The organism is Streptomyces sp. MI02-7b (assembly GCF_033793585.1).
Classification (GTDB): Bacteria; Actinomycetota; Actinomycetes; order Streptomycetales; family Streptomycetaceae; genus Actinacidiphila.
In genome coordinates, this window is the sequence record NZ_JARAWX010000034.1 from 60,996 (window position 1) to 85,946 (window position 24,951).

Annotated in this window: 26 protein-coding genes and 3 pseudogenes; 13 read left to right on the top strand and 16 right to left on the bottom strand. The window is 69.7% G+C overall.

Annotation, left to right across the window (positions count from 1 at the left end; translation table 11 throughout):
* The first annotated feature begins 49 nt into the window (after nt 1-49).
* Nucleotides 50-631 (top strand): dihydrofolate reductase family protein, encoded by a 582-nt coding sequence (locus PV364_RS36595; RefSeq protein ID WP_319665220.1) that lies wholly within the window; start codon nt 50-52, stop codon nt 629-631.
* A 938-nt stretch (nt 632-1,569) separates the two neighbouring features.
* Here the strand turns inward: PV364_RS36595 and PV364_RS36600 are convergent.
* Nucleotides 1,570-2,178 carry a TetR/AcrR family transcriptional regulator gene (locus PV364_RS36600; protein WP_319665222.1) on the bottom strand — a complete coding sequence of 203 codons (609 nt, stop codon included), beginning with the start codon at nt 2,176-2,178 and terminating at the stop codon, nt 1,570-1,572.
* 188 nt (nt 2,179-2,366) lie between these two features.
* On the opposite strand from PV364_RS36600, the gene PV364_RS36605 reads away from it, so the two are divergent.
* The 3 genes from PV364_RS36605 to PV364_RS36615 all read left to right on the top strand — a co-directional run bounded on the left by PV364_RS36605 (nt 2,367) and on the right by PV364_RS36615 (nt 4,444).
* Nucleotides 2,367-2,759, top strand: coding sequence for an ester cyclase (locus PV364_RS36605; RefSeq protein WP_319665224.1), 393 nt, complete (start codon nt 2,367-2,369; stop codon nt 2,757-2,759).
* 86 nt (nt 2,760-2,845) lie between these two features.
* On the top strand, nt 2,846-3,532 hold the full coding sequence (locus PV364_RS36610; RefSeq protein ID WP_319665226.1) for an SDR family NAD(P)-dependent oxidoreductase: 687 nt from the start codon (nt 2,846-2,848) through the stop codon (nt 3,530-3,532).
* Between the two features lie 192 nt (nt 3,533-3,724).
* A complete protein-coding gene (locus tag PV364_RS36615; protein WP_319665228.1) occupies nt 3,725-4,444 on the top strand; it encodes a hypothetical protein in 720 nt (239 codons plus the stop codon).
* On the opposite strand, the gene PV364_RS36620 is transcribed toward PV364_RS36615, so the two are convergent.
* The 4 genes from PV364_RS36620 to PV364_RS36635 all read right to left on the bottom strand — a co-directional run bounded on the left by PV364_RS36620 (nt 4,434) and on the right by PV364_RS36635 (nt 7,363).
* Nucleotides 4,434-4,817 (bottom strand): hypothetical protein, encoded by a 384-nt coding sequence (locus tag PV364_RS36620; protein WP_319665230.1) that lies wholly within the window; start codon nt 4,815-4,817, stop codon nt 4,434-4,436. The two genes, PV364_RS36615 and PV364_RS36620, sit on opposite strands and share 11 nt — an antisense overlap.
* A gap of 230 nt (nt 4,818-5,047) precedes the next feature.
* Nucleotides 5,048-5,884, bottom strand: a complete 837-nt coding sequence (locus tag PV364_RS36625; protein WP_319665232.1) for a phosphatase PAP2 family protein — start codon at nt 5,882-5,884, stop codon at nt 5,048-5,050.
* A gap of 242 nt (nt 5,885-6,126) precedes the next feature.
* Complete coding sequence (locus PV364_RS36630) at nt 6,127-6,474, bottom strand: hypothetical protein (protein ID WP_319665234.1); 348 nt, start codon at nt 6,472-6,474, stop codon at nt 6,127-6,129.
* A 382-nt stretch (nt 6,475-6,856) separates the two neighbouring features.
* The gene (locus PV364_RS36635; protein ID WP_319665236.1) at nt 6,857-7,363 is read right to left on the bottom strand and encodes a MarR family winged helix-turn-helix transcriptional regulator; all 507 of its coding nucleotides are present in this window, start codon (nt 7,361-7,363) and stop codon (nt 6,857-6,859) included.
* Nucleotides 7,364-7,485: 122 nt separating this feature from the next.
* Between PV364_RS36635 and PV364_RS36640 the strand changes: the two genes are divergently transcribed.
* The 3 genes from PV364_RS36640 (at nt 7,486) to PV364_RS36650 (ending at nt 10,945) form a co-directional block, all read left to right on the top strand.
* Entirely contained in the window at nt 7,486-8,046 is a 561-nt protein-coding gene (locus PV364_RS36640) for an NAD(P)H-dependent oxidoreductase (protein WP_319658918.1), read from the top strand.
* 458 nt (nt 8,047-8,504) lie between these two features.
* Nucleotides 8,505-9,155, top strand: a complete 651-nt coding sequence (locus PV364_RS36645; RefSeq protein WP_319665237.1) for an isochorismatase family cysteine hydrolase — start codon at nt 8,505-8,507, stop codon at nt 9,153-9,155.
* A 773-nt stretch (nt 9,156-9,928) separates the two neighbouring features.
* On the top strand, nt 9,929-10,945 hold the full coding sequence (locus PV364_RS36650) for an NADPH:quinone reductase (RefSeq protein WP_319665238.1): 1,017 nt from the start codon (nt 9,929-9,931) through the stop codon (nt 10,943-10,945).
* A gap of 18 nt (nt 10,946-10,963) precedes the next feature.
* Here PV364_RS36650 and PV364_RS36655 read toward each other — a convergent pair whose 3' ends face one another.
* The 4 genes from PV364_RS36655 to PV364_RS36670 all read right to left on the bottom strand — a co-directional run bounded on the left by PV364_RS36655 (nt 10,964) and on the right by PV364_RS36670 (nt 13,331).
* On the bottom strand, nt 10,964-11,236 hold the full coding sequence (locus PV364_RS36655; protein ID WP_319665240.1) for a DUF3253 domain-containing protein: 273 nt from the start codon (nt 11,234-11,236) through the stop codon (nt 10,964-10,966).
* An 86-nt stretch (nt 11,237-11,322) separates the two neighbouring features.
* Nucleotides 11,323-11,715 (bottom strand): fic family toxin-antitoxin system, toxin component, encoded by a 393-nt coding sequence (locus PV364_RS36660; protein WP_319665242.1) that lies wholly within the window; start codon nt 11,713-11,715, stop codon nt 11,323-11,325.
* Complete coding sequence (locus PV364_RS36665) at nt 11,712-12,026, bottom strand: hypothetical protein (protein ID WP_319665245.1); 315 nt, start codon at nt 12,024-12,026, stop codon at nt 11,712-11,714. Before PV364_RS36665 ends, PV364_RS36660 begins: the two co-directional genes overlap by 4 nt.
* Nucleotides 12,027-12,230: 204 nt before the next feature.
* A complete protein-coding gene (locus PV364_RS36670) occupies nt 12,231-13,331 on the bottom strand; it encodes a methyltransferase (protein WP_319665246.1) in 1,101 nt (366 codons plus the stop codon).
* 700 nt (nt 13,332-14,031) lie between these two features.
* Between PV364_RS36670 and PV364_RS41425 the strand changes: the two genes are divergently transcribed.
* On the top strand, nt 14,032-15,195 hold the full coding sequence (locus PV364_RS41425; RefSeq protein ID WP_415924658.1) for a glycine-rich domain-containing protein: 1,164 nt from the start codon (nt 14,032-14,034) through the stop codon (nt 15,193-15,195).
* A gap of 156 nt (nt 15,196-15,351) precedes the next feature.
* On the opposite strand, the gene PV364_RS36675 is transcribed toward PV364_RS41425, so the two are convergent.
* The 3 genes and pseudogenes from PV364_RS36675 to PV364_RS36685 form a co-directional block, all read right to left on the bottom strand.
* Nucleotides 15,352-16,017 (bottom strand): epimerase, encoded by a 666-nt coding sequence (locus PV364_RS36675; protein ID WP_319665248.1) that lies wholly within the window; start codon nt 16,015-16,017, stop codon nt 15,352-15,354.
* Between the two features lie 16 nt (nt 16,018-16,033).
* Nucleotides 16,034-16,309 carry a hypothetical protein gene (locus PV364_RS36680; protein ID WP_319665249.1) on the bottom strand — a complete coding sequence of 92 codons (276 nt, stop codon included), beginning with the start codon at nt 16,307-16,309 and terminating at the stop codon, nt 16,034-16,036.
* A 155-nt stretch (nt 16,310-16,464) separates the two neighbouring features.
* Nucleotides 16,465-16,551 (bottom strand): annotated as a pseudogene (locus PV364_RS36685) (TetR/AcrR family transcriptional regulator); the annotation flags it as partial.
* 184 nt (nt 16,552-16,735) lie between these two features.
* Between PV364_RS36685 and PV364_RS36690 the strand changes: the two are divergent.
* A complete protein-coding gene (locus PV364_RS36690; protein WP_319665252.1) occupies nt 16,736-17,008 on the top strand; it encodes a hypothetical protein in 273 nt (90 codons plus the stop codon).
* Nucleotides 17,009-17,089: 81 nt separating this feature from the next.
* Here PV364_RS36690 and PV364_RS36695 read toward each other — a convergent pair whose 3' ends face one another.
* Nucleotides 17,090-18,115: a zinc-binding alcohol dehydrogenase family protein gene (locus tag PV364_RS36695; protein ID WP_319665255.1), complete on the bottom strand. Its 1,026-nt coding sequence runs from the start codon at nt 18,113-18,115 to the stop codon at nt 17,090-17,092.
* Nucleotides 18,116-18,188: 73 nt separating this feature from the next.
* On the bottom strand, nt 18,189-18,989 hold the full coding sequence (locus PV364_RS36700) for a glycine betaine ABC transporter substrate-binding protein (RefSeq protein ID WP_319665256.1): 801 nt from the start codon (nt 18,987-18,989) through the stop codon (nt 18,189-18,191).
* A gap of 161 nt (nt 18,990-19,150) precedes the next feature.
* On the opposite strand from PV364_RS36700, the gene PV364_RS36705 reads away from it, so the two are divergent.
* Nucleotides 19,151-20,104, top strand: a complete 954-nt coding sequence (locus tag PV364_RS36705) for a LysR family transcriptional regulator (RefSeq protein WP_319665258.1) — start codon at nt 19,151-19,153, stop codon at nt 20,102-20,104.
* 282 nt (nt 20,105-20,386) lie between these two features.
* Nucleotides 20,387-21,589 carry an L-dopachrome tautomerase-related protein gene (locus tag PV364_RS36710; protein WP_319665260.1) on the top strand — a complete coding sequence of 401 codons (1,203 nt, stop codon included), beginning with the start codon at nt 20,387-20,389 and terminating at the stop codon, nt 21,587-21,589.
* On the opposite strand, the gene PV364_RS36715 is transcribed toward PV364_RS36710, so the two are convergent.
* Nucleotides 21,541-22,317, bottom strand: coding sequence for a GH39 family glycosyl hydrolase (locus PV364_RS36715; RefSeq protein ID WP_319665262.1), 777 nt, complete (start codon nt 22,315-22,317; stop codon nt 21,541-21,543). The genes PV364_RS36710 and PV364_RS36715 overlap by 49 nt on opposite strands.
* Nucleotides 22,318-22,860: 543 nt before the next feature.
* Here PV364_RS36715 and PV364_RS36720 point away from each other — a divergent pair.
* Nucleotides 22,861-23,601, top strand: a complete 741-nt coding sequence (locus PV364_RS36720; protein ID WP_319665264.1) for an alpha/beta hydrolase — start codon at nt 22,861-22,863, stop codon at nt 23,599-23,601.
* Nucleotides 23,602-23,750: 149 nt separating this feature from the next.
* On the opposite strand, the pseudogene PV364_RS36725 reads toward PV364_RS36720, so the two are convergent.
* Nucleotides 23,751-24,023 (bottom strand): annotated as a pseudogene (locus tag PV364_RS36725) (transposase family protein); the annotation flags it as partial.
* An 815-nt stretch (nt 24,024-24,838) separates the two neighbouring features.
* Here PV364_RS36725 and PV364_RS36730 point away from each other — a divergent pair.
* Nucleotides 24,839-24,951 (top strand): annotated as a pseudogene (locus PV364_RS36730) (DUF3311 domain-containing protein); the annotation flags it as partial.

Consider the following 24,951-nt stretch of genomic DNA (forward strand, 5'->3'; position numbering starts at 1 on the left):
GCAGCCACGGCACGCTAATTTGGGGCATCCCGAAGCAGAGGAGTGCCCCGTGGGCAAGGTGGTCATGTACAGCTCGGTGTCGGTGGACGGCTTCGTCGCGGACGAGGATGACCAGCCCGGACCGCTGTTCGACTGGTTGTCCAGTGGTGACGTCCCGCTGGACGAGAGCGGCGTACTCACGGTGTCACAGACGTCCTACGACTACACCCGGCCGTACTGGGACCGGATCGGGGTCACGATCGTCGGCCGCCACGTCTTCGACCTGACGGACGGCTGGGACGGGAAACCGCCGGGAGGGATCGACCACGTGGTCGTCGTGACGCACCGGCCGGAGCCCGAGGGCTGGGACCCCGGGGCGCCGTTTCACTTCGTCGACGGCGTCGAGGCAGCCGTGGCCAAGGCGCAGGAGCTCGCCGGTGACCGCATCGTCGAGGTCGCCGCCGGCGACGTCGGTGGCCAGGTGCTTGCCGCGGGCCTGATCGACGAGGTGCGCATGGACGTCGTACCCGTCGTGTTCGGGTCCGGCAAGCGCTACTTCGGGTCGGCCGACGCGCAGCACCTGTTGGAGGATCCTGACGTGGTGATTCAGGGCAACCGGGTGCTTCACCTGCGCTATCGGGTGCGCCGTTGACCTGTCCGAGCGGGTGCGCGAAGCAGTCCACCGCGGACGGTGACACACGAACGGGGCTGCCTTCGGCTCGTTCGCCGAACTGCTCGGCCGTGCCCGCCTCGACACCACCCGCCGGTGCACCCCCCGCCCACCCGCCGATCAATGGGGCACCGCCGACCTGGGCGCACTCAATCGGGCGCTTGCTCCGGCAGAAGTTCGCCGGGTTCACCACCGACTACCCCACGCTGCCGCATCGGCACACCCCCGCGCACAATTCGATCTTCGGCCGTGAGTCGATCGGCTTCGGCGCCTCCCCGGCCGACCGCGCCAAGTCCACCGAGCAGGTGCCCACCGAGCAGAAGTCCTCCTCGACACCGATCCCGGCACTGCTACGAGCACGGTGGGACGGTGGACGGCCAGGAAACCTCGCGCCCCCGGCTCACCCGTTTCGACGTAGCCGACGAAGGAGCGCTCACCTGTACTCGAAGCACCAACTCCCCGGCCGAGCTGAGGCTTCCCACATTGCGCGACGCCCGTACCGCAGGCGTCGCTACCGTCCTGACGTGAACGAATCACTCTCATACGAAAGTTTGCTCGCCGGAGCGAAGAAGTTGCCGCACCGGCGCTACAAGCGCATGGCCGGGTCGAAGAGGTGTTCGTCCTGCACACCGGCATCAGGATCGACGTACGCCACCGCCACCCACCTCTGACAGTCCGCCGAAGCCCCGGCCACCCTGCCGGTGCCTTCGCATGTCCAGACCCTCGATGGATTGCCCTGTGCTCAAGCGGTCGTGGATCACTCGCACGGCACTTGCCGCCGCAGCCGGCCCCCAGGAATTCCGGGGGCGCCCGGCTGTTCCGGCACGACAGGCCCCCGTAACGTCCGTTCACGGACGATTCACCGGTGCGCGACGCCGTACGGGGGCAGGCGGCCCGGCCGTGGCACGCCCGGGCAGATCTCAGGAGAGCGGCCAGTTGCGCAGCAAGGCGTCGGCCATCTCCTGGAGCTCGTCGCGGCCGACACCGCTCGCGGCCTGCACGGCGAGGCCGTAGGCGAAGGTGGTGAGGTAGCGGGCCAGTAGCCCCGGATCGGCCTGCGGAGGCAGGTCGCCCTCGTCGATCGCTCGCTGGAACCGCTCCCGGACGCAGGAGTAGCCGTTGTTGCGCCAGGCGACGAGGAGGTCACGGACTTCCTGCCCGGAGTCGCTGGTGGTCAGGGCGCCCTGGACGCCCAGGCACCCATGGGGGTGGGCCGGGCGGGTGGTGGTGCGAACGGTGCCGGCCAGGATCGCGGTGGCCACGGCGTGGGCGGTCGGCTCCTCCATGGCCCGGGCCAGGTAGGCGCTCGGGCCCTCGGTGTAGCGCTCCAGGACCTTGCGGAACAGCTGCTGCTTGTTGCCGAAGGCTGCGTACATGCTGGTCGTGGAGATGCCCATCGCGCTCGTCAGGCCGGACGTGCTGGCGCCCTCGTAGCCGTGCCTCCAGAAGACCAGCATGGCCCGCTCGAGAGCTTCGTCCGCGTCGAATCCTCGCGGTCGGCCGATCGGGCCGCTCTGTCTCGTCTCCACCCCCGCAGCCTACCGCTTCTGCAGCGATCACTGCGGAAGTGCTAACGTTCGACTTCGGCAGCGATCGCTACAGAAATCGAGGAGGGCTGCCCCCATGGCACTGCCCGGGAGGCCATGGAGGGCGTCCCGTCTCACCCGGCGTCCGGTCGCGGCTCCCGTCGGGAACCGCTCCACAGAAGGGCCATCCCATGTCCGACAGCGATCTGCGCGCGTTCTACCTGCGCTACATCGAGGCGCTCAACGCACACGAGTTCGACGGTATGGACGAGTTCATCGACGACCGCACCACCCTGAACGGCGAGCCGGCCACCCGGGACGATCTCATCGCGGTTCAACGGCATGACGTGGACGCGGTTCCGGACCTCCACTGGGAGCTCAAGGAACTGCTCTTCGACGGTGACCGGCTGGCCGCCCGTCTGGTCAACACGGGTACGCCGGTGAAGGAATGGCTCGGCGTGACTCCCACCGGCGCCTCGTTCGAGATCGTCGAATACGCCGTCTACCAGGTCCGCAACGGACGGTTCGTGCACATGACCGCCCTGCACGACGCCGGCGGACTTCTCCGGCAGCTGACCGGCTGACCCGCGGAACCGGTGCCGGCAACGCAAAGACCCGTCCGAACATCACCAAGCGGTCCGCTCGGGCCGCATGACTCGTGAGGAAACGCATGACCGTCACACTGATCACCGGGGCCAACAAGGGCATCGGCTTCGAGACAGCCAGGCAGCTTCTGGCGTTGGGGCACGTTGTCTACATCGGCGCTCGCGACGTCGAACGAGGCGAGAAGGCCGCGGCCGCGCTCGGCGCACGCTTCGTGCGGCTCGATGTGACCGACGACGCGTCGGTCGGCACCGCGCTGGCGACGATCGACTCGGCCGAGGGGCGGCTCGACGTCCTGGTGAACAACGCGGGCATCCTGGGGCACGGAGTCACCGACGGCCCCACGGCGCTGCGGGCCTTCGACACCAACGCGGTGGGCGTCGTGCGCGTCACGGAAGCGGCGCTGCCCCTGCTGCGCAAGTCCTCGAACCCGACCGTGGTCACCGTTTCGAGCAGTGCCGGGTCCTTCTGGGCGGTGACCAATCCGGACCGGCCCGAGTTCAACCTGCCGTTGGCGCTCTACTCCGCGTCCAAGGCCGCGGCCACCATGCTCACGGTGCAGTACGCCAAATCCCAGCCGGGCATCAAGTTCAACGCGGTCGAGCCCGGCACCACCGCGACCGACCTGACCGCGGCGTTCGGAATCGGAAGGACGCCGGAGGAGAGCGCCAGGGTCGTCGTACGTCTGGCAACTCTCGACGCGGACGGGCCGACGGGAACGTTCCAGGACGAGAACGGGGACGTTCCCTGGTAGACGAGGGCGACGCCGGGGGCGGCCCGGACGCGGCCGCCCCCGGCCGTTCCGATCTCGACGCCGACGCCGGACATCGGCGTCGGAGCTGGGTACGAGCCGGGCGAAGGGTGAGTACGCGTACTCATGTGAGCATCGGTCAGCTCCCTCCACGATGCCTGCATGCCATCGACATCTCTCGCAAAGCCACTGCTGGTGGTGACCGCACTCACTTGCGTGATCCTGTCCGGTTGCGCCGCCCGGACCACCGCCACCGTTCAGACCGCCGCAGACCACGCCGTCTCCCCCGCACCCCGGCAGGACGCCCTGTCCGGCGACGATGATGCCCAGATGCGCTTCCTCGCGCTGATCACCCGCGTCGCGCAAGGCTGCGCACCGGGCGCCGCCGGCAACAAGGGCGGCGACACCCCGCCCGAACCCGAGGACGTGTTGGGTGGGCGGGATGAGCCCACGCCGGTGTACGGCCCGGGCGAGACCCCGCCGGGGGTCCCCGACGCCGTGGGGGACATACCGGTACCCCTCGATGATCCCGGGCCGCCGGAGGCGACCCCCGACTCCACTCAACCCGAGCCGGCCCAGGAAGTGACGCTGACCGGCATCGAGAAGTGCGAGGGCGACGAGCACGCCGAGCGCGTGACCGAGGCGTTCGAGAACACCAGGACGACCGCCTATCAGGCACTTGAGCAGAAGCTGGCGGACCTGGATTACCCGGCGTCACAGATCCGCCGGATGCCGGATCCCGCGGGCGCGCCCCGGGCAAGGATCGATCTGCGCTTCATGGGAGGCCACTTGGCCCTTGAGATCACCGCCGCCGGCAGGGGGGTGACGGTCGAAGCGTTCGGGGTTCCCGAGACGGAGACCGTGGAGGTGACCGACGTGAAACGAAAGCCGGGGCCGGACGCGCCTACGGCCTGACCGGATCACTCGGAACGCGCACAGAAGTGCCCTCCACAGCTCCGGACTCCTGCTGTCCCGCGACGATGAGTACGGTCATACCGGTATCGGTCCAGGTCTCGTGCTCCTCGCCCGCGGCCCAACAGGCGGCTTGCCCTCTCGTCAGGGCCTCGGGTTCACCGTCCGCGCCGCTGGCCCACCCCTGGCCCTCCGTGACGAGGAGGACCTGCGGCACCGGCGCCGCGTGCCGCCCAAGGCGTCCACCTGGCGCCACATGCATGATGTTCACGTCAGCGGAACCGCCCCCGCCGTGAACAAGGACCCGTCGGACACCTCGGCTGCCGTAGGCGGTCGTCTCCGAGCCGGTGATCTCGTCGATGGTGAGGATCTTCATGCAAGGCATTCTGGGTGGAGCCTGCCGCACCCGGGAACCGCGGGTCGGGAAATCCGTTCGGGCCGGACGGACTCGTCGGTCACGGGGACGTGACGGCCTGCGACGTCCGTCACGGCCGGGCGCCAGGGCGAGTGCCGGCACCCGAGCCGGTTGGTCGTGGATCTCACCGCCCGACCTGCGCGGACGTCGCCCGAGGGCAGGCCGCGCGGCAGGGTGCAGCGCCTGGCCCGCTATTGCGTCCCCCACCCGGGCGCGGACGCCGCACGTGACCGCCGGTCGGCCTGTGCGGGCAGCACCGCGCCGGATGGCGGAAGGCCGCTGGAGTCGGCCGTACTGGTACCGCGCCGGTCACGGTGGTGCGGGAACTGCCCGGCCGCGTACCAGCCGATGTGTGCGAGTGCGGCGCCCGCGAGGGCGTCGAGCAGGTAGTGGTTGGCGGTCAGGACCACGGCGGTGTCCATGGCGACGGTGAGCGTCACGGCCATGACGCGGAGCCACGCCCTGCGGGTGGCGGCGAGGATCGCCAGCGTCATGAGCAGGTTCCAGCCGACGTGGAGACTGGGCATCGCGGCGTACTGGTTGGTGAAGGCCGGGGGCTGCAGCAGCCGGTAGGCCGCGGACTGCTGGGTGACCGTGTCGGTCATGCCCAGACCCGCCAGCCTGGGTGGCGCGACGGGGAACGCGGCGAACGCGATGAGGCCGGCGGTCCCGGACACGAGCATCGCGCCGGCCGCCCGGACGTACAGGTCGGGGTGCCGGGTCAGCAGCCAGATCAGGGTGAGCGCGATGACGGGCCAGTGGCCGAAGATGTATATCCAGTTCAGGATGCGGGTGACGGCGTGCTCGTGGACCACGTGGTCCTGCAGCCAGAACTCCCTGTCCAGGCGCAGGAGGTGCTCCGCGCCCTCGATCCGTGCGGCATTGCGCAGCGCCTCGGCCCGGGAGCTGTGCGTCAGGCCCCGGACGGCGAAATAGCCGACGACGGCGGCGAGGACGATGCCCGTCCGTGCCAGAAGGCGGGAGGAAGCGGCGGCCGACCGCGCCAGGTGGCGGAAGCCGCCGCTCACGCCGTCGTGCAGCAGGCGGCGGATGTGCCGGACGCCGTACCTGATGCGGTCCGTGACCGATCCGGGACGCCGCGGCCGCCCTGCGGGTCGCGGACCGGGGACGAGGGGCGCGGCGGCCTCCCGTCGGGGGCCGTCACTCCGGACGGGCGGGTGGGTGGTCGACCGCGCAGAGCGCGGAGGATGCGAGCGCTTTCGCCCGTCCCGGACAGCGCGTCGGTGGCGCGATCGCGCACTGTGGCGGTTCAGCACGGCTGCAGTTCCTTGTGGACGTCGGTCGTCACCGTGATGCCCGGGGCGGCGATGTCGACGGTGTCCTGGCCGACGTGGGCCGGGGTGGCTGTCCGATCGGGCAGCTCGACGCCGTGGCGCGGGAGGCCGGCATCGAAGTACGCGGCGGTGAGGATCCGCCGCATCCAGCAGTTCAGGTCCGCATCCGGAGGCACGTCGGGGAAGGACAGGTAGGCCCGTTCGAATGCGTCCAGGACGAGGGCCTCGGCGTCGTCGGGATGGCCCGTCATGGACAGCGCGGCCCGGTACGACAGGCCGAGGAGGGACAGCACCTCCCTCTCGAAGCGCTCGTCGTCGCGCATGCCGGGCCTCCCGGAACGCACGACGGGCCGGGCACGCGGGACGTGAGAGTACCGACGGTGCCTGCCGTGTCCGGCCGTCGCCACGACCGGGAGCGACGGCACGTCCTCCTCGGAGGGGTGACCTCGATGCCGGCCGGTGCCATGTCCGAGCGCAAAGGCGGCTTGGGCGCGAGGCTGCTGGACGGTGACCGAATCGGGCATGGGTGTTCCTTTCCGTGGTCGGCCGGCGGGGGCCGATGCGACAGTGCGGTCCGGCGGCGTGCGAGGCCCGGCAGCCGGAGCTCCAACTTGAAGCTTCAACTTAACCTAACATGACTTTAAGCTTCAAGCGATCACGGACCAGCGAGCCCCGCCGCGCGAGGACCTGGACGCCCCGCCGGCGTCAGCGGCAGGGATCGACCTCGTCGACGGCCGCGAAGATGCGGTCGAAGACCGCTCCGAGGGTCTGCAACTCACCGGGCTCCAACGGGTCGAGGACCAGGCGACGGACGCTCTCGACGTGCGCGGGCGCGGAGGCCACGAGCTTGCCGTAGCCCTCGGACGTGAGGGCGGCGTTGGTGTACCGCCCGTCGCACGGGTCGGTCTCGCGACGGACCAGACCCTGCCCCTCCAGGCGCTTGACCACGTGGGACAGGCGCGACAGCGAGGCACTCGCGAGGCCGGCCAGCCCACTCATCCGCATCGTGTGGCCCTCCTGCTCGGAAAGCCTCGCCAGAACGTGGTACTCCATCCAGTTCAGGTCGGTTTCACGCTCCAACTGCCGTTCGAGCGCGGGCAGGAGCAGCGTCAGCACCCGGGCCATCGACATCCACGCGGAGAGCTCGTCGCTGCGCAGCCAGCGCGGCTCCGCCGCCTTCTCGTCCCGCGACTCGTCCAGATTCATCGTCATGCGGCCCACGCTAGCCGAATAAGTTGAAGCTTCAAGTCGGTCGGGTGTACGGTGAGACGACTTGAAGCTTCAAGTTGCTTTTCCATGTACCGTCACGTACCCACAGATCAGGGATTCCCGACATGACCAGGATCGGCATCATCCTCGGCAGCACCCGCCCCGGCCGCAACGGCGAGAAGGTGGCCCACTGGGTCGTCGAGCAGGCCGCGGGCCACGGCAGTGACGCGACCTTCGAACTGGTGGACCTCGCGGACTACCCGCTCCCCCACCTCGACGAGCCCCTGCCGCCGTCCATGGGCCAGTACCAGAACGCCCACACCAAGGAGTGGGCCCAGAAGATCGCGAGCTTCGACGGCTTCGTCTTCGTCACCCCGGAGTACAACCACTCCACCTCGGGCGTGCTGAAGAACGCGATCGACTACCTCTTCTCCGAGTGGAACAACAAGGCCGTCGGCATCGTCTCCTACGGCGCCGTCGGCGGCGCCCGCGCCGCCGAGCACCTGCGGCTGATCGCCGGCGAGCTGAAGATGGCCGACGTGCGCACCCAGGTCGCCCTGTCGCTCTTCACCGACTTCGTCAACTTCTCCGAGTTCGCCCCCGGTGAGCACCAGGCCGCCACCCTGTCGACCCTCATCGACGAGGTCGTCGCCTGGAGCCGCGCCCTGGCCCCCCTGCGCGGCTGACCACCGCAGCGTCCCTGCGCCGGGCCCGCAGCTCGGCCGTCCGTTGACCGGGCGGGACACACGGTCACCGTGGCCGGGCGGAGCGACCCTCCGCCCGGCCTCGGCGTGCCGCCCCTCCCGGGTCGCCCGCAGGTCAGGCGCCGGAACGGGGGCCTCTGCCGCGGGGCGAGGTCACCGTCACCGGTCGAGAATTCTGCCTGTTGGCACCCTTGAGCCCGCGGGCCTTGCGGCGAGGATCCGCCACCGCGTGACGCCGATGCGCAGCGTCGCACGAGGTTTCTTCCTGACGCGCGCCGCGCCCTCACTGCACTCGCCGTGTCACTTCGCATTCAAGGGATCCGTGGCCCGGGGCCGAGCCGCGTCCGCAAGGCGTGCAGCCGACGGCCGGCACATCAGGCGTGAAGTCCGCCCCCCGGGGTCATCCCGTATCACCGGCGACGAGGCAGGAGTGAGGAACGATGGGCACCCAGGCGAACGCTTATCCCCCGCACGAGACAGCCCTGCTGATCATCGACCCGTACAACGACTTCCTGTCCGAGGGCGGGAAGCTGTGGCCCGCCGTCAAAGAGGTGGCGGAGGGCATCGAGCAGCTCGACCACATGCGCGCGATGCTCGCTGCGGCACGCGACATGGGCTTCCGCGTCTTCATCGTGCCTCACCACCAGACGAAGCCCGGCGACTACGGTACGTGGGACCACCTCTCCCCCACCCAGCAGCGGGTCGTCGAAGGACAGACCTTCGCCGCCGGCAGCTGGGGAGCCGAGTGGCACCCGGACTTCGTGCCACGCGAGGACGAGCTGGTGATGCACCAGCACTGGGCGTCGAGCGGCTTCGCCAACACCGACCTGGACATGCTGCTCAAACAGCACCGCATCCAGAAGCTCGTCTTCATCGGCATGAAGGCCAACACCTGTGTCGACACCACCGCCCGCTTCGGCCAGGAACTCGGCTACCACGTCACGCTCATCCGTGACGCCATCGGCGCCTTCAACTGGGACGAGATGAAGGCCACGTTCGACATCAACGGTCCCGCGTATGCGCACGCCATCCTCACGACCGACGAATTCCTCACGCTCGTGGGCAAGCAGCCGCAGGCCATGGCCTTTTGAACCGAATGGCTCGAACCGAGCGGGACACGGCGACGGAGTCGGGGGCTCAGACGCGAGGCCCTTCTGACGGGACGAGACTGCGAGATCGCGGGCCCGGGGACGGGTCGCGCATAGGGCGAACAGGATCAGTACGCCGCGTCGCCCCCTCCGCGTCGCCCTCCGCGTCGTCCCGCAGACCCGCCAGGTGCGCGCCGAAGCGGTTCTCCACGTCTCCCTCCAGCTGCATCCCGCGCTCGAAGAGCATCCGCACACGGCGGCGCGCCTCCGGCCGGGCCATCGCCGCCAGGAAGGCGCTGCGGCTGCCGAGCAGGCTGTCGGCGCTCGACAGCGAGCTCCGGTCGACCGGATCCGGGCGGCGTCCATCCGCGCCAGCAGGTCCTGCAGGGTCTCGAACACGGTGTGGTCCACCGCGTTGAGCGGCGGACTGTCGAACGCGACTCGCCGGTAGGCGGGACTCTCCTCGACAACGCGCACAGATCCCGGCGCTTCGGTCATGACAAGACGCCAGGAGCCCGGGCTTCCGTTGCCGAAACAACTCGCCCCTTCGTCGCCGGAATGGCGGATGTGGTCAGTCCGGCCCGCGAAGGCGGCGAACACAAGCGTGAGGTCCGCATGCCCCCGGGTGGCAGGCATGGGACCAAATCGGTGCGAAGGCCCAAATGTGTATGATGACAATCATCCAGATTTGGCTGGTGCGCTCTGCGCCCGAGGAAGGCCCGCTCACGCCGAGCCACTGGCCCCCGTCAGAGCACCCGCGACAAAGGAGGCAGGACATGAAGGCGATCGTGTACCGGAGCACCGGCGGACCGGAAGTGATGGAGCTCGTCGAGCGCCCGATACCCGAGCCGGGGCCCGGGGAGGTCCGCGTCCGGGTGCGCATGTCCGGCGTCAACCCCACCGACTGGAAGGCGCGCCGCGGTTCGCGGGGGCACAGCGACGGGGTGGAGCAGGTACCCAACCAGGACGGTGCCGGGGTCGTCGACGCCGTGGGCGAGGACGTCGACCCGGCCTGGACCGGGCGGCGGGTCTGGATCTGGGAGGCCGCCTGGCAGCGCGCCGACGGCACCGCGCAGGAGTACGTGGTCCTGCCGCTGAGGCAAGCGGTGCCCCTGCCCGCCGACGCCTCCTTCGAGCTGGGCGCCAGCCTCGGCATCCCCGCGCTGACCGCGCACCGTTGCCTCACCGTGGCCGAGGGAGGGCCCGACCGTCTCGGCCCCGGCGCCCTGGCGGGTCGCACCGTGCTGGTGGCCGGCGGTGCCGGAGCGGTGGGGAACGCGGCCATCCAGCTGGCCCGCTGGGCCGGGGCCACGGTCATCACCACCGTCAGCAGTCCCGAAAAGGCCGCCCTGGCCCGGGCCGCCGGCGCCCAGCACGTGGTGAACTACCGCGACGACGACGCCGCGGCGGCGATCCGGGCGGTGGCCCCGGAGGGGGTCGACGTGGTCGTCGAAGTCGCCCCCGCCCCCAATGCGGAGCTCGACGTCGCCGTACTCGCCCCCAACGGCACGGTGGCCCTGTACGCCAACGACGGCGGGAACGAGCTCGCGCTCCCGGTACTGCCGATGATGTTCGGCAATCTCCGCTGGCAGGCGGTGATGATCTACACCGTCACAGCGGCCGCCAAGAACCATGCGGTGGCCGCCGTCTCCGCCGCGGTGGCCGACGGCGCGCTGCGCGTCGGCGAGCAGTCGGGGCTGCCGCTGCACCGCTTCCCCGTCGAGCGCGTCGCCGACGCCCATGCGGCGGTGGAGCAAGGCGCCGTGGGCAAGGTCCTCATCGAGCTGCCCTGACCGGGTACCGGGGTCAGGTCAGCGAGTGCGGCGGATACGGATGGGGCCTCGGGCCTCGGCCGGCTCGATGGGACGGCCGGCCTGGGTGATCTCCACCTCGCCTGCTGCGGCCAGGCGCCGGGCCGCGCGCCGGGCCGGTTCCATGAGCGCGCGCCAGCCGTCGTCATCCCCTTCGTATACCGCCCGCGCGGCGTCGGAAGGGCAGATCGTGGCGGACGCGGCACGACGGTCCAGCAGCTCGAGGATGGCTCGCTCCAGGCGCTGGTCCGTCCGCCGTTCGTTGTCCGGCACTCCACCAGTGTCGCAAAGACGATGAGTGGTCTCTCCGTCCGACGGGACGGCCGGCGGCGCGGGTGCCGCCTGGTGAGAGGCGCCGTTCAGGCCTGCGCCCACTGGCGGAGCTGCAGGGCGACCTGCCGCACGGGCACGTCGCCGGCGATGACGCCACGGACAAGGATCGCGGCGTCCTTCGGCTCGTAGGCCAGGCTCCGCCCGTTCACCTGGAGGAAGGCGACCGCGGCCGACCATCCGAACTGGCCGTTGGAGTGCTCCAGCGCCGGGAGCCTGACCAAGGTGTGCAGCAGCGCTGCCGCCTTGAGCCAGATCGAGCCGTAGATCTCCTGGCCCATGGCCTCAGCGCGGTGGCGGGCGACCGCGGCATCGAGGACTCCGAGGTCGTCGGCCTGCGGGTCGCCGGTGATGTGCTCCGCGACCTGCAGCAGCATCGGGACCGTCGCGTAGGTCACCCCGTCGGGGCGGGCTCGGCTCACGCGGCGGTTCCGCGCGCCTGGTCGCCGGCGTCGAGCTCGGCCAGGCTGCGGCCGGCCTCGGCGTCCGCGGCCCGGTACGCCTCGTTCGGACGGCCGTCCTCGGGCAGGATCTCGGCGAAGGCGTCCTTCACGTACGTGTGGGCTTCCAGGGCGGCTTCCAGGAACGCGGTGGGTACGGCGTTGGCCTGGGCGAGAGCGGCCTGGCGGATGTACTCCCGGGTGGACATGCCCGCGGCCGCGGCCGCACGCCGCACCATGTCGAGCTCGTCGTCGTCCGCGAAGGGGACGTTCATGCCCTTGGTCGTCGTCATGTACTGCAGTACCGCGAGTACCACCCCTCAGCGCCACCCGGATTCCGGACCTGGGATCCTTCCCCCAGGCCGGGTCGCCCGAGCTTGTGCCCGGACGACCCGCCTCCTGCGGCACGGAGTCCATGACGGGGCGCCCCTGCCCGGGCATGCGGTCGACCACCAGGGCAGACACGTCTCTGCCGCCGAGCCCGCCCCGGCGGCCGATCACTTGGTGGCGTAGACGGCCGTGTAGCCGCCGATGAGGGGACGGGCCTCCGTCATGGAGAAACCAGCCGCCCCCAGCCAACGGGTGGCATCGGCGACGGTGTACTCGGAGCCGCCTTCCGTGTCGATGAGCATGTTCAGCGACACCATGAAGCCGTAGGTGTTCTGTCGTCGGTCGTCGTCGATCATGGCGTCGTAGACGATGAGCGTGCCGCCCGCGGGCAGGGCGTCATACGCCTTGCGGAGCAGGAACTGCCGCTGCTCGGGGTTCCAGTCGTGGAGGATCTGCCCCATGACGTAGACGTCGGCGGGGGGAAGGGGGTCGGAGAAGAAGTCGCCGCCGTGGAAGGTGAGGCGGTCGGCCAGGCCGTGCGCTGCGGCGAATTCCTCGAACACCGGGCGCACCGGGGGAAGTTCGAAGACGCTTCCGGTCATCTCGGGACGCGATCGCAGCACTGCCGCGGGTACGGCGCCCAGAGCGCCGCCGAGATCGACCACGTGCCGGCGGCCGGTCCAGTCGAAGTCGGCGGCGAGTGCGCCGGCGAGGGGGGTGCTGACCCCGTTCATGCCGTTCAGGAAGTTGCGCCATGCGGCGGGGTCTTGGCTCAGGGTGGCGAAGAAGGGGGCCCCCGTGTGGGTGACCTCGTTCTGCTGGGTGCCGGTTCGCAGGGCATCGGTGAGGTTGTCCCAGAAACCGAAGAGACGGGCATTGGCCATCTCCAGGATCCCGCCGATGTAGGAGGGCTTGACCTGGTCCAGGAAGAGCTCGGACGCGGGGCTGTTGCGATAGACGTCGTCCTCGTCGCGGTCCAGCAGGCCCAGCGAAACGAGCGCGTCGAGGAAGTCCGCCGAGGACCTGGGGTGCAGACCCACTTCCCGGGCCAGGGACGCACGGTCCCGACCGCCCCGCGCCAGGATGGTGAATATGCCCAGTTCCACCGCACTCAGCAGCGTCTTCGAGGCCATGAATCCCAGGCCGAGCCGAAGGATCGGCTCGGGGGTGATCGATGCGCCGACGGCCGGGCCGATGCCCTCGCCGGCTTCGGTTCCGGTTCCGGTTCCGGTTCCGACGGCGGCTTTGCCCTTGGGGTGCAGTTCCATGAGGATCCTTTATGGAGTGATCAATACAGAATTACGGCAGGCGGAAACCCGGCCCACACGCCGGGGTCGGTCCGGGGCCGTCTCGCCGACACGCCGGCGCCGGGGCAGCCCGACCGGCGACCGGAAGCCCGGCCGGGCTCGACCGCCAGAGGTCGGCCGACACACCCGGCGGCGACACCAACGACGAGGCCCCCCGCGACGGATCAGTCACGTCCGCCTCGATCGGGATTCGACCGCTCGGTCGACGCAGAACTCCCCGATCCGCGCCACGAACGAAGGCTAGCACGATTCTGGATTGACCAATAAAGTTAAGGAAGGCCCCGCCGACAGGGTTCGCACTGGCCACCCTTCCAGGCTTGCCAACCTGCCTGCATGAGCCGCCTCCAGTGGACCCACGTGCGTCCCATACTCCAAGAACGCGCATCGCCGACCGGCGCTACAGCGCAGCACGGCGGGCCGGACCCACCGAGGGGGTGCCGGGTCGCCGCTACGTGCGGGACGGCGATCACCCGGTCGGCTACCGAATGTGCACCACTCGCCACGCAGGGCGATTCTTGCTGTGGGCTCGCTGTGTCTCCGACAGTTTTTTCTCTCCTGGTAGGCGGCATCGGCCGCGTGTCGCGGGCCCCCAGCTGGAGGTGACGTGTTGTCCCGAATAGCCATGCCTCAGGCGTCCATGTGGCGGCGAAACGGTATCCGGATGTGGACGACGGCCACGAGTGTGGCCCTGGCGTCCAGTGCCCTGACGGGTGCGGCGTACGCGGGGAGCGCCAGCGGTGGCGAAGTTGATGCCGTAAAGCCCCGAGCTCAGGCTGGTCTCACCGACCCGTGTTTTCTCTTCTCGGATTTCCCCGGATATTGCCCAAGCCGCCCTGATCGCCACTGGCGTCCGGGCCGCCCCGGCATTCCTGGTCCTCCCGGTCCTCCCGGTCCTCCCGGTCCTCCCGGTCCTCCCGGTCAGCAGGGTCCCGCTGGGCCTGCCGGGCCACAAGGACCTCCCGGACAGACGGGGCCCAAGGGCGACCCCGGCGACCCCGGAACCCAGGGACCTCCCGGACAGACGGGGCCCAAGGGCGACCCCGGCGACCCCGGAACCCAGGGACCTCCCGGACAGACCGGGCCCAAGGGCGACCCCGGCGACCCCGGAACCCAGGGACCTCCCGGACAACAGGGACCGGCCGGGCCGCCGGGACCTCAAGGCGACCCCGGCAATCAGGGAGTTCAGGGGCCTCCCGGCCAACAGGGTCCCACTGGCCCTGCCGGGCCGCCGGGAACAAACGCCGTCCCGCACGACTTGGCGGACTTCACCGCCAACGGCACGTTCGTCCCACCCACCGGACTCACTCAGGTCTTTGTCCAGGTGTGGGGCGCCGGCGGAGGCGGCGGTGCAGTCGCATTGGGGCTCCCGCTCGGCGGCGGCGGCGGTGCCGGTGGCTTCGCCTGGTGTTCCGTGCCGGTGCAGCCTGGGACGGCCTACACGGTGACCGTCGGCCAGGGCGGGGCCGGCGCTCCGCTCATCGGTCAAGACGGCACGACCGGGGCAAGCAGCACCCTCGTGGGGCCGGGCGGTGCACTCGCGTCTGCCACCGGCGGCGCCGGCGGCCATGCCGGGCTTCTCACCAGCCCCCCGAGCCCCGGCGGAACGGGAACCTGTTCGCTCCCTGCCAGGGGCACGACCCGTGACGGCGCTCCGGGCCTGGCTCCCGTCAGCCTCACCGGGCCGCCCGGCCAAGGAGGCAAACCCGCGGTCAGCGGCATCGTCGAACCGGCCCCAACCGGCGCGGCCGTGGGCGGCAACGGCGGCACTACGGGCGCCATAGCGGCTCCCAATGGCGGCAACGGATACGTTGTCATCTGGTGGTAGCGGGCTGCCGCCTCACCTGACCCGCGGCCCTGCACGACACAGCGGCCCGGAACCCCGCCACGGGATTCCGGGCTGCCGGCCTGTCCGGCTGTCGCCCCCGGGCCGTCGCTTCTCGTGCACCTCACGAAGATCGTGCAGTCGCACGCCGCAGATCGCCTATCCGCCCAGGCGGTTGATGTCCCGGCTGTCGAGGATCCGCTGGGCAGCGGTGTCGGGGCGGGTGACCGCGAGCATGGCACGGCCGAGGTGATCGGTGGTCGTGGTGTGCTTCGGCGCGATGCGGTGCAGCAGGGGATAGAGCCAGGAGGTGAGAGTGTAAGTCAGGCGGTAGGCACGGGTCTTGGAGACGGCTCCGTGGCGGGGCTGAATGTAGCCGGGGCGGAACATGTAGGCGTCGATCGGCATGGCCAGCAGTTCGTTCTCGGTGCGCCCCTTGACCCGGGCCCACATGGTGCGGCCGCGTTCGCTGCTGTCGGTGCCTTCGCCGGAGACGTAAGTGAAGGTGAGGCCGGGGTTGGCGGCTGACAGCGTTTTCGCCGCGGCCACGGTGAAGTCGTAGGTGATGCGGGTGTAATCGGCTTCACTGCGGCCTGCGGAGGAGACTCCGAGGCAGTAGAAGCAGGCGTCCACGTCGGTCAGTTGCTCGGCCGGCCCGGACAGGTCGGTGAAGTCCTGGTGGATGATCTCGTGCAGCTTGGGATGGGTCATGCCGATCGGGCTGCGGCCCACGACAAGGACGCGGGTGACGGCCGGATCCAGCAGGCACGCCCGCAGCACGCCATGTCCGACCATGCCGGACGCACCGAAGATGACGACGTTCACGAAGGGGTTCTCCTGCTCATGCGCGGATGATGGCCTTGGCGGTGGCGAGGATGGTGGCGCGACGGCGGTCGCGGTCGGCCTCCGATGTGATGGTCGGCATCAGCGGGGTCTTGCTGACGGACAGCAGGACCATGAGGTCGCGCTGTTCCTCGGCCGGCAGCGTGGCGGGGATGATGCCGTCCCTCTGCGTCCGGGCGATCCGCTCCGCCTTCTCCCGCTGGGGATCGTGGACGACCTGCGGCACGGCGTGCTCGGGTCGCTCGAGCAGCTGCCAGGCGGCGAGTCGCACCACCTGGGGGGGCCTGGTAGTAGTCGAACAGGCGGGCCGCGTAGCCGGGCAGGTCCTCCGCGTCCAGGGGGACGCGTCGACGATCTCGGTGACCAGGTCGCTGTGAGGCCGTACAGCAAGGCGTTGTTGACCCCGGCGTTCTTGGTGATGTGCTCCACCCTGGCGCCGGCGATGCCGTACTGGGCGAACTCCTCGGTAGCGGCTTCAAGGATCTCTCGCCGGGTCTCGTCTGCGCTGCGTGCCATGGGCACAGCCTAAGTAAGTCGGCAATGGCGGACGCGCCCCTACCACCTGACCGCCGCGTACGGGCACTCCAAGCCGGCCAACCCGCCCTTCACCTACGAACTCCAGCGCAGGCCGCCCGCGGGCGGACCGCTGGCCGTCGCGGCGCATCCCGGCGGCGCCGACACCACGGGCTCCAAGGACGCGATGACACATGCGTCCGCTCCGACCCGTACGGCGTTCGCGGCCGTCCGGCCGCTCCTCCTCCAGTCCCCGGCGATGGGGGCACTGTCCGTCCTCCGCGCCGCGACGGACCCGGGCGTCCGGGGTGGGGAGTTCTACGGCCCGCGCGGATTCCAGCAGAGCAGGGGCTACCCGAAGGCCGTCCGGTCGAGCGGTCCGTCCTACGATGCGTCGCTCCAGCGCCGGTTGTGGACGGTGTCCGAGGAACTGACCGGGGTCTCGCTCCGCGCACGGTAGGACGGAACCGTGCGCCCCCCGGAACCGAGCCGAACTCCGCCCAGGGGGTGCGCCGTCACCGTCAAGGGACCCGGCCGGAGGTCAGAAGCCGGTAAGAGTGATCTTTCCGATGGCGGAGCCGGACTCGAGGATGCCGTGTGCCTCGCGGAGGTTGGCCGCGTTGACCGGCCCCAGATCCTTGGTGGCCGTGGTCCGCAGGATGCCGGCGTCCACGAGGCGGGCGACCTGGGTCAGGATGTGGTGCTGCGTGTCCTGGTCGGGAGCCTGGAAGAGGGACCGGGTGAACATGAACTCCCAGTGGAACGCGATGGACTTCGGCTTGAGCACACCGAGCGGCAGGCTCTCGTGGTCGTCGATGGCGACGATCCGGCCGAACGGACGCAGAGCCTCGGCGTAGGCGGACAGGTTGCGGTCGGTGTTGGTGGTGCTGAACACATGGGTCACCCCTTCGGGCGCCGCCTCGGCGAGCTGGGGCACCAGCGGTTTGTGATGGTTCACGACGTGCTGGACACCCATGCGGGTGGCGAAGTCGATCGTCTCCTGGCGCGAGGCCGTGCCGATCACCGTCAGACTGGTCAGCGCGCGGGCGAGCTGGGCGACCATCGCCCCGACGCCACCGGCCGCCGCGGTGATCAGCAGGGCACCCTGCTGGTTCATGCCGCCGTTCTCCAGACCCAGCCGTTCGAACAGGCCTTCCCAGGCGGTCAGCGAGGTCAGCGGCAGCGCGGCGGACTCGGTGAAGGACAGGGTGCTCGGCTTGAGCGCCGCGATGCGCTCGTCGACCGTGTGGTACTCGGAGTTGGCCCCGGGCCGGTCGATGGCACCCGCGTAGTAGACGTCGTCGCCGACCTCGAACCGCCGCACCTTCTCGCCGACGGCGACGACGCTGCCCGCCGCGTCCCACCCGAGGATCTTCGGCTCTCCGGCCGGATCGCTGTTCTGGCGGACCTTGTAGTCGACGGGGTTGAGGGCGACGGCCTCCACCTTGACCAGCAGGTCGTGCGGTCCGGGCTCGGGAACGGGCAGTTCCAGGTCGATCAGGCTCTCCTGGTCGCTGACCGGCAGGCTCCTGCGGTAGCCGACGGCGCGCATGGACGTTGCGTTCATAGGGTGATTCCTTTTCGGTGCGGTCGGTGGGGGTGATGGGCGACGGGCTCGCGCTGGAGTGGCGTGGCCCGGTTCACGGAAGGAGTCCGGAGTGGTGGTCGGCGAGATAGCGGTCGGCGGCCTGCAGCGGGCTCAGCCCGCCGACGTTGATGAGCGTGTCGATCTCCTCGACACCGTCGTTGCCCAGACGGAGAGCGTCCAGTCGGGAGACCGCCTCGGGGCGGATGCGGTCCAGTGCCTCCAGGCCGATGACCGGGCAGGCGTCGTCCACGGTGCCCAGCAGCCCCTTGGGCTCTTCGAGTCGGCGCAGACGGTGGTGCCGGTTGAGGTACTGCGGTCGCCACAACGGGATGACGAACCACTCGCGGGCGGCGATGCCGCGGTCCACACGGGCGGTGAAGCCCTCCTCGTCCCCGGGCGCGAAGGTGTATCCGGCCCGGTCGAGGCCGTAGGCGCCCACCATCGTGGCGGAGAAACGGCTGATCCCCGCGCCCGGATTGATGCCGTCGATGGCCCTCGTCATGTGTTCGGCGATACCGGGCCGGGCGAGATCGGACACCTCCCCCACCTCGTCGACGGGAACGTACGGCGGCACCGCCCACACGCAGTACGGCTGATAATGAGGCCTCAGCACCCGGACCCGGTCCCGGTACCCGGACAGATACTCGCCGTGGCTCGACGGGAGCCAGGCCGAGACCAGCGCATCGACATCGCCGTTCCTGAGCAGATCGAAGAGCTCCTCGTGCTTGGCCTCGACGCTCTTGACCTGGTGACCGTGGGATTCGAGAACCCGGCGAGCGACACCGGCGGCGGCGCGGTGAAAGGACAGAGCGATATTCCCTACGATGATCGGATCGGAAGCAGCGGCGGACACGACGCCTCCCTGAAAATAGCAGTTCCTATTTCACTTCAGCGGCTGCGGCCGCGACGCGACCGCACACCCGATCCCGTCGGATCGTCGTACGGGAACCACCCTCTCCCCGCGCCCACCATAAGTCCAAGAAGTATTTGGCATGGTTTCTATATGCTGAGTTCATGGCAACGCTGAGACAGCTGGAATATTTGGTGACCATCGTGGACGAGGGGTCGTTCACGCGGGCCGCCGAAAGCCTCAACGTCACCCAGCCCGGGCTCTCCCATCAGCTCCAGGCGCTGGAACGCGAGGTCGGCGGTCCCCTGCTGGAACGGCTGCCCCGCGGCGTCCGGCTCACTCCGGCCGGACGGTCGATGCTGCCGCACGCGCGCGCCGCTCTGGCGGAAGCGACACGCGCGACGAACTCCGCCCGGCGCGCCACCGGGGTGTCCACCGGCGAGCTGCATCTGGCGGCGCTCTACTCGATCAGCTCCGGCGTGCTGCCCAGGGTCCTGGGCCTGTGGCGGCGGCAGCACCCGGAGGTGCGCATCCGGTTGTTCGAGCACCGCAGGTGGGACGAACTGGCCCAGGCCATGGCCGCCGGCCAAGCGGACGTCGCCGTGGGGCCGCTGCCTCGGGACTGGGAGGGCACCGCCCGCGCCATCGGGGCCGAGGAGTTCCTGGTCGTGACGCATGTCGACGACCCCGTGGCCGCAGTCGCCGAGGGGCCGGCCGTCCGACTCGCCGACCTCGCGGAACGGGACTGGGTCCACTTCACCCCCGACAGCGGGCTCTCGGAGATCCTCGACGACGCCTGCGCCGCCGCCGGGTTCCAGCCCCGCATCGCGGTGCGCACCGAACAGGCCCCCTCCGCGGTCGAGTACGCCGGCGCAGGTCTCGGGCCCACGCTCGTACCCGCCAACACCATCCCACCGCACTTCGCCGGCACGGTCCTGCGTCCCGATCCGCCCGTGCGCCGGCACCTGACCGGATACACCCGCACCAGCCCGGACCCGGTCACCACGTCCTTCCTCGACATCCTCAGCAGCCAGGCCCCCCTGATGCCCGCGCACGTGGCGGAGCGCCTGCGCGACGCGGACCGCACCACGCGCGCGGCGCCGCGAAAGCACGAATGAAGCTTTTGCCCCGGATACGAATGCGCGTTACCATCCGATTCAGCGAATTCCGGAGAGTGCCGGAACAGATGCCGAGCGTGTGTGCGGGTCCCGTCCCCACCGGCCGGCCCGGGGGTATTCCCGGTTGCGATCCTCGTTCAACGGCCATAGGTTCTTAGGGGTTCCCATAACCGTTCTCATAACCGTTCTCATGGCCGTTCTCGTGACCGTCCTCACCGCGAATGCAGACGGATCAATTGTCCGGAAATTCTCGTTCCTCGAATTTCGGAACAGGAGCAGGACGTGACTGGGAGAAAGATACCGAGCCGCGGCGTCGTCGCACTGCTGGTGGCCCTCTGCATCGGGGGCGGCAGCGCCACCCAGACCTCCCTGGCGAACTCGCAGGCCGATTCCGGGGAACCACCCGGCGCGTCCGCGCAGAACAAGCAGCGCCTGCAGCCTGTCGCGGATTTCAACGGGGCGATGCCCACGGGTGTGAGCGTCTCACGCACCGGCCGGGTGTTCGTGAACTTCCCGCACTGGGGCGACAAGGTGCAGTACTCGGTCGCCGAAGTGCGCAACGGAAAGACCTTCCCCTACCCGAACCGCGAGATCAACACCGCCGACACACGCGACCCCGCGCATCACTTCCTGGGGGTGCAGAGCGTCGTCGTCGACGCCGCCGACCGGCTGTGGGTCGTGGACACCGGGCGCATCCAGTTCGGCAACGCACCAGTGGGCGGGCCGAAACTCGTCGCCATTGACCTGCGCACCAACAGGGTCATCCGGACCATCCTGCTGCCCCGTCAGGTCGCCGGCCCCCGTAGTTTCGTGAACGATGTGCGACTCGACCTCACCCGCGGCAAAGCGGGCACGGCCTACCTCACGGACGCCTCCTCGGACGGCCCCAACGGGCTGATCGTCGTGGATCTGACGTCCGGGACGTCCTGGCGCCGACTGAACGACGTGCCCTCGGTACGCCCGGTGCCCGACTTCGTTCCCGTCATCGGCGGGAAGCGGATGCTCAACCGCCCGGCACACGGTCCCACCAGCCCCATCAACATCGGCTCGGACGGTATCGCCCTCAGCCCGGACGGCAAGACCCTCTACTACTGCCCCCTGTCCAGCCGCACCTTGTACTCGGTGCCGACGAGCGGTCTGACCGACCGCCGGGTGGCGGATTCCAAGATCGCGAAAACCGTTCGCGATCTCGGCACGAAAGGGATGTCCGACGGGCTGGAGACGGACAACGCCGGCCGCGTGTACGGAGGCGACATCGAGCACAACGCGCTCGTCTTCCGCGACACCGACGGGCGATTCCGCACCCTGGTCCACGACAACCGGCTGATCTGGCCGGACACCCTGTCGATCGGCTACGACCGGAACCTGTACGTGATGGCCAATCAGCTGAACCGTCAGGCCGCCTACAACGCCGGCGTCGATCTTCGGCGCAAGCCCTACGTGCTGTACCGCATCCCGGTCGACGGTGGCCCCGCCCGGCGGTAGGGCCTCAGGAGAAGCCGTAGCGGGCCGGCCAGTGCCCGTCGAGGCGCCGGACGAGGTCCGCCCATGCGTCGAGCAGTTCGGTCGGACAAGCCGTCGACGTACTGGAAGTTCAGGACGGTGGAGCCGACCTCGATCCGCCGGTGGACGAACATGTCGTCGTGGAGGAGGCCGTGGAAGCGGACGTACCGGAAGCCGGCGGCGCCGGCCACGGTGCGCAGGTGCTCCTGCCACGAGGCCCGGAGCCCCTCGGCGGCACGGCCGGCGCCGACGCAGGTGCTCCAGAAGTGTCGGACCAGACGATGACGGTGATCAGGCTGGCCAGTGCCCAGCCCGGCATGGACAGGAACGGCAGTCCGGAGTGGCCGAGAGTCTCCAGCACGGTGTTGACGGCGCCGTTGGTCGACAGCAGCGCGGACCACAGGAAACCGATGACCAGGGCGCTGACGACGTACGGATAGAAGAACACGGTCCGCAGCAGCGTGTGGACGCGGCCGGGGGCCGAAAGGGCCAGCGCGGCTCCGAGGCCGGCGAGGTTGATGGCCACGGTGCCGACCACGGCGATCACCGCCGTGGTCAGCGCGGCCTGCCGGACCTCGGGATCGTGCAGCATCACACGGTAGTTGTGCAGGCCGATCACCGCGGGGCGAGTCGGCAACAAAATCAAAGCGATCATCGATAGAATCGAGGGATCGACCCAGGGAGGCATACTCCGTGTCCCGCCACCGCACCGTGCCGGGGCCGTGGTGTCCCGTCCCCCGCTTGGGGTCCTCGTCGTGGGTTCGGGGGTGGGTTCGCGTCGGGCTGCCTCTACATCATCGATAGGCGATCGAATCGCCCCCCGAGTTCTGGAGCCGATGCCGGTGAGGTCGACCTGAAGGCATGGCGACGGGTGACGTGGCCGCCTGGCCGACCTCGCTGGGGGACGGACCTCGGTCAGCACGAAGCGGCCTTGCCCGTGAGCATGTGCGCCGCCGCATGGGGCGGATGATCGGCGTCTCGGGCCGGTCGCCGTCGCGAGGCCGCAGTGCGGGAAGGCGCGACGACACCCCAAGTGGACGCGCGCAGTGTCGCCGTGGCATCGGCGGCGGAGACTTCGCAGAAAAACGTTGGCGGACGGGAGCGGCCACTGCTACGTTTCGGAGGCCGTGCGAGAGATCAAGGAGGTGGTACCCGTGAACGCAGTTTCGACATGGGTGCTCCCCTCCGGGGCCACGGTCGGGCGATAGGTCGTCCGGGAGCGCCGTTCCAGTGCACTCCCGAAAGGCACGACCATGCGTTTCACCCCCGAGCAACGCCTCGATGACGGCGTCCTCGAACGCGAATTCACCCTTGGTGACATCCCCGGCCTCCTGTGGACACCGGCATCGGCATCCGCCGCCGCACCGGCGCCGCTGATCCTGCTCGGGCACCCTCCCCTCGGGCTGAACACGATGTACCCCCGACTGGTGGCCCGGGCCCGGCACGCGGCGGCGGACGGCTTCGCCACGGCCACCATCGAACTGCCCGGAAGCGGCGACCGGCCCCGTTGGCCGGCCGTCGAGCAGGCCCGCGCCGACCTGCGCCGGGCGATGAAGGCCGGCGAACCGGTGAGCGACGAGATCATCGACGCCCTCGTCCTCCCGCTGGTCGACAAGGCGGTCCCTGAATGGCAGGCCGCCCTGGACGCCCTCCTTTCACTGCCCGAGATCGGCGGCCCGATCGGCTACTCGGGAGGCGTGATCTCCATCGGCGTCCGGCTGGCGGCGGTCGAACCTCGGCTCTCGGCCGCCGTTCTGTTCGCCGGGAGCTTCGTGCCTCGCGCCCTGTTCGACGAGGCCCGGCAGGTCACCGTTCCGCTGCACGTCCTGCTGCAGTGGGACGACGAGGGGAACGACCGGCAGACGGCCCTGGACCTGTTCGACGCCTTCGGTTCCAAGGAGAAGTCCCTGCACGCCCACATGGGCGGGCACACCGGCGTCCCGCAGTTCGCGGGGGACGCCGCCGCCCAGTTCTTCACCCGGCACCTGAAGTGAGGCGGGGCCGTCAGGCCGGCCGCAGACGGTAGCTGATGCGGGCCGGCATGTCGCTCATCGAGGACGCGTCCGGCCCTCCGCAGCTCCTGCACCGCGGGCCCCTGCCGAACTCTCGGCAGGGGCCCGTGCTGCTCGACCAGCTGTCCCGAGATCGCAGTGGCAAGATCCGAAGCCCGGGACGCCAGGAGCTCGACCGCCTCGGCGACATACCGGTTGACCGTGGCGATCCCGACATCAAAGCCCGCGGCTAGCTGGGCATAGGTGTGTCCGCTAGTGTGATGCGCCGGCACCAGGAGGGCCTGACGGTCCGGTGTGAGCCGACGCCACCGAGTGCCGCGTTCGCGGCGCCGGGCGCTCAGCAGTGCCGACAGGAATCGAAGGGTCGAGCTCGACAGATCGAGTCCCGATGGGTAAACAAGCACACGAAGCTCCGGGCGGACAGGTTGCTCTTCGTCGACAACCCATCCACCAGGGGCTTCACCTCTTCCCGTACCTGGCCTGCCGAAACTCAGCTGCCAATCAACCAGGTTGGAAACTGTAAGCGCTGGAGGCGTCTCCGGAGGTGACGGTCAAAGCGGGCAGTCCAGCGAGTTCGACGATTTCGAAGTATCCGGGTATCCGGCTGTCGCCGCCGCGAAGGTACTGGATCGTGAGGGTCTGGATCGCAATGGCAGCCATATCCTCAACGACACCGCAGCAGCTGTTGAGGGCGACACAGGTGCCGAGAGCCGTGTGGTCTCTTACTGCGATGACTCAGGCTTCGAGACGCCAGTCGGTTGAGGCTGTGCTGCTGTAGCCCGGCCGTCGCCAGAATCCTACGGGCAGCCCTAGCCTCGCCAGCAGGGCTGTTACAGGTTTCAAGGCACCCGGCCCCGCTCACGCTCCGCCGGGCGCGCGGCGCGCGTCCGGCCGCGCCCACGCTCCAGTCTTCGCCCCGCTCGGCACGGCCGTCCGCCGCCGCGCGAACGCCGAGGACAAGACGTTCAAGATGGTGCGGCATCTGGCTCTCAGGTTCTATCTGTGCACCTCGCACCAAACTAGGATTCTCTCGCTTGGGCGAGAAACCAGATCAATTGCCGTCCGATGGTCGGCCCGTCGCTCGCTCTGTCGTAGCAGTACATGAAGGTAATTCCGCGAGATGGCGGCCTCGTTCGTGCGGACAGTCGGATCTGAGAGCTTGACAAGTGGGCATTCGTTCTTCGAACGGCCGCCATCTTTATAGATTGAGATTGTCGTAGTGTCACAGAACCAAACCGGAACTCCGGTCCGGCCGCCGGTGGTCACCCCCACCCGTGTGATCGCCGGCGTCTGCCTCGTCATCCCGTTCGTCGCGATGCTCTGGGTCGGCTC

What these genes read in the sequence shown, in the direction of transcription:
- PV364_RS36635 (WP_319665236.1), bottom strand. Translation starts at nt 7,363, where the DNA reads ATGACGATGAATCTGGACGAGTCGCGGGACGAGAAGGCGGCGGAGCCG.
- PV364_RS36610 (WP_319665226.1), top strand. Translation starts at nt 2,846, where the DNA reads ATGACCGTCACACTGATCACCGGGGCCAACAAGGGCATCGGCTTCGAG.
- PV364_RS36665 (WP_319665245.1), bottom strand. Translation starts at nt 12,026, where the DNA reads ATGACGACGACCAAGGGCATGAACGTCCCCTTCGCGGACGACGACGAG.
- PV364_RS36650 (WP_319665238.1), top strand. Translation starts at nt 9,929, where the DNA reads ATGAAGGCGATCGTGTACCGGAGCACCGGCGGACCGGAAGTGATGGAG.
- PV364_RS36645 (WP_319665237.1), top strand. Translation starts at nt 8,505, where the DNA reads ATGGGCACCCAGGCGAACGCTTATCCCCCGCACGAGACAGCCCTGCTG.
- PV364_RS36670 (WP_319665246.1), bottom strand. Translation starts at nt 13,331, where the DNA reads ATGGAACTGCACCCCAAGGGCAAAGCCGCCGTCGGAACCGGAACCGGA.
- PV364_RS36620 (WP_319665230.1), bottom strand. Translation starts at nt 4,817, where the DNA reads ATGAAGATCCTCACCATCGACGAGATCACCGGCTCGGAGACGACCGCC.
- PV364_RS36690 (WP_319665252.1), top strand. Translation starts at nt 16,736, where the DNA reads ATGACACATGCGTCCGCTCCGACCCGTACGGCGTTCGCGGCCGTCCGG.
- PV364_RS36640 (WP_319658918.1), top strand. Translation starts at nt 7,486, where the DNA reads ATGACCAGGATCGGCATCATCCTCGGCAGCACCCGCCCCGGCCGCAAC.
- PV364_RS41425 (WP_415924658.1), top strand. Translation starts at nt 14,032, where the DNA reads ATGTGGACGACGGCCACGAGTGTGGCCCTGGCGTCCAGTGCCCTGACG.
- PV364_RS36630 (WP_319665234.1), bottom strand. Translation starts at nt 6,474, where the DNA reads ATGCGCGACGACGAGCGCTTCGAGAGGGAGGTGCTGTCCCTCCTCGGC.
- PV364_RS36695 (WP_319665255.1), bottom strand. Translation starts at nt 18,115, where the DNA reads ATGAACGCAACGTCCATGCGCGCCGTCGGCTACCGCAGGAGCCTGCCG.
- PV364_RS36720 (WP_319665264.1), top strand. Translation starts at nt 22,861, where the DNA reads ATGCGTTTCACCCCCGAGCAACGCCTCGATGACGGCGTCCTCGAACGC.
- PV364_RS36705 (WP_319665258.1), top strand. Translation starts at nt 19,151, where the DNA reads ATGGCAACGCTGAGACAGCTGGAATATTTGGTGACCATCGTGGACGAG.
- PV364_RS36605 (WP_319665224.1), top strand. Translation starts at nt 2,367, where the DNA reads ATGTCCGACAGCGATCTGCGCGCGTTCTACCTGCGCTACATCGAGGCG.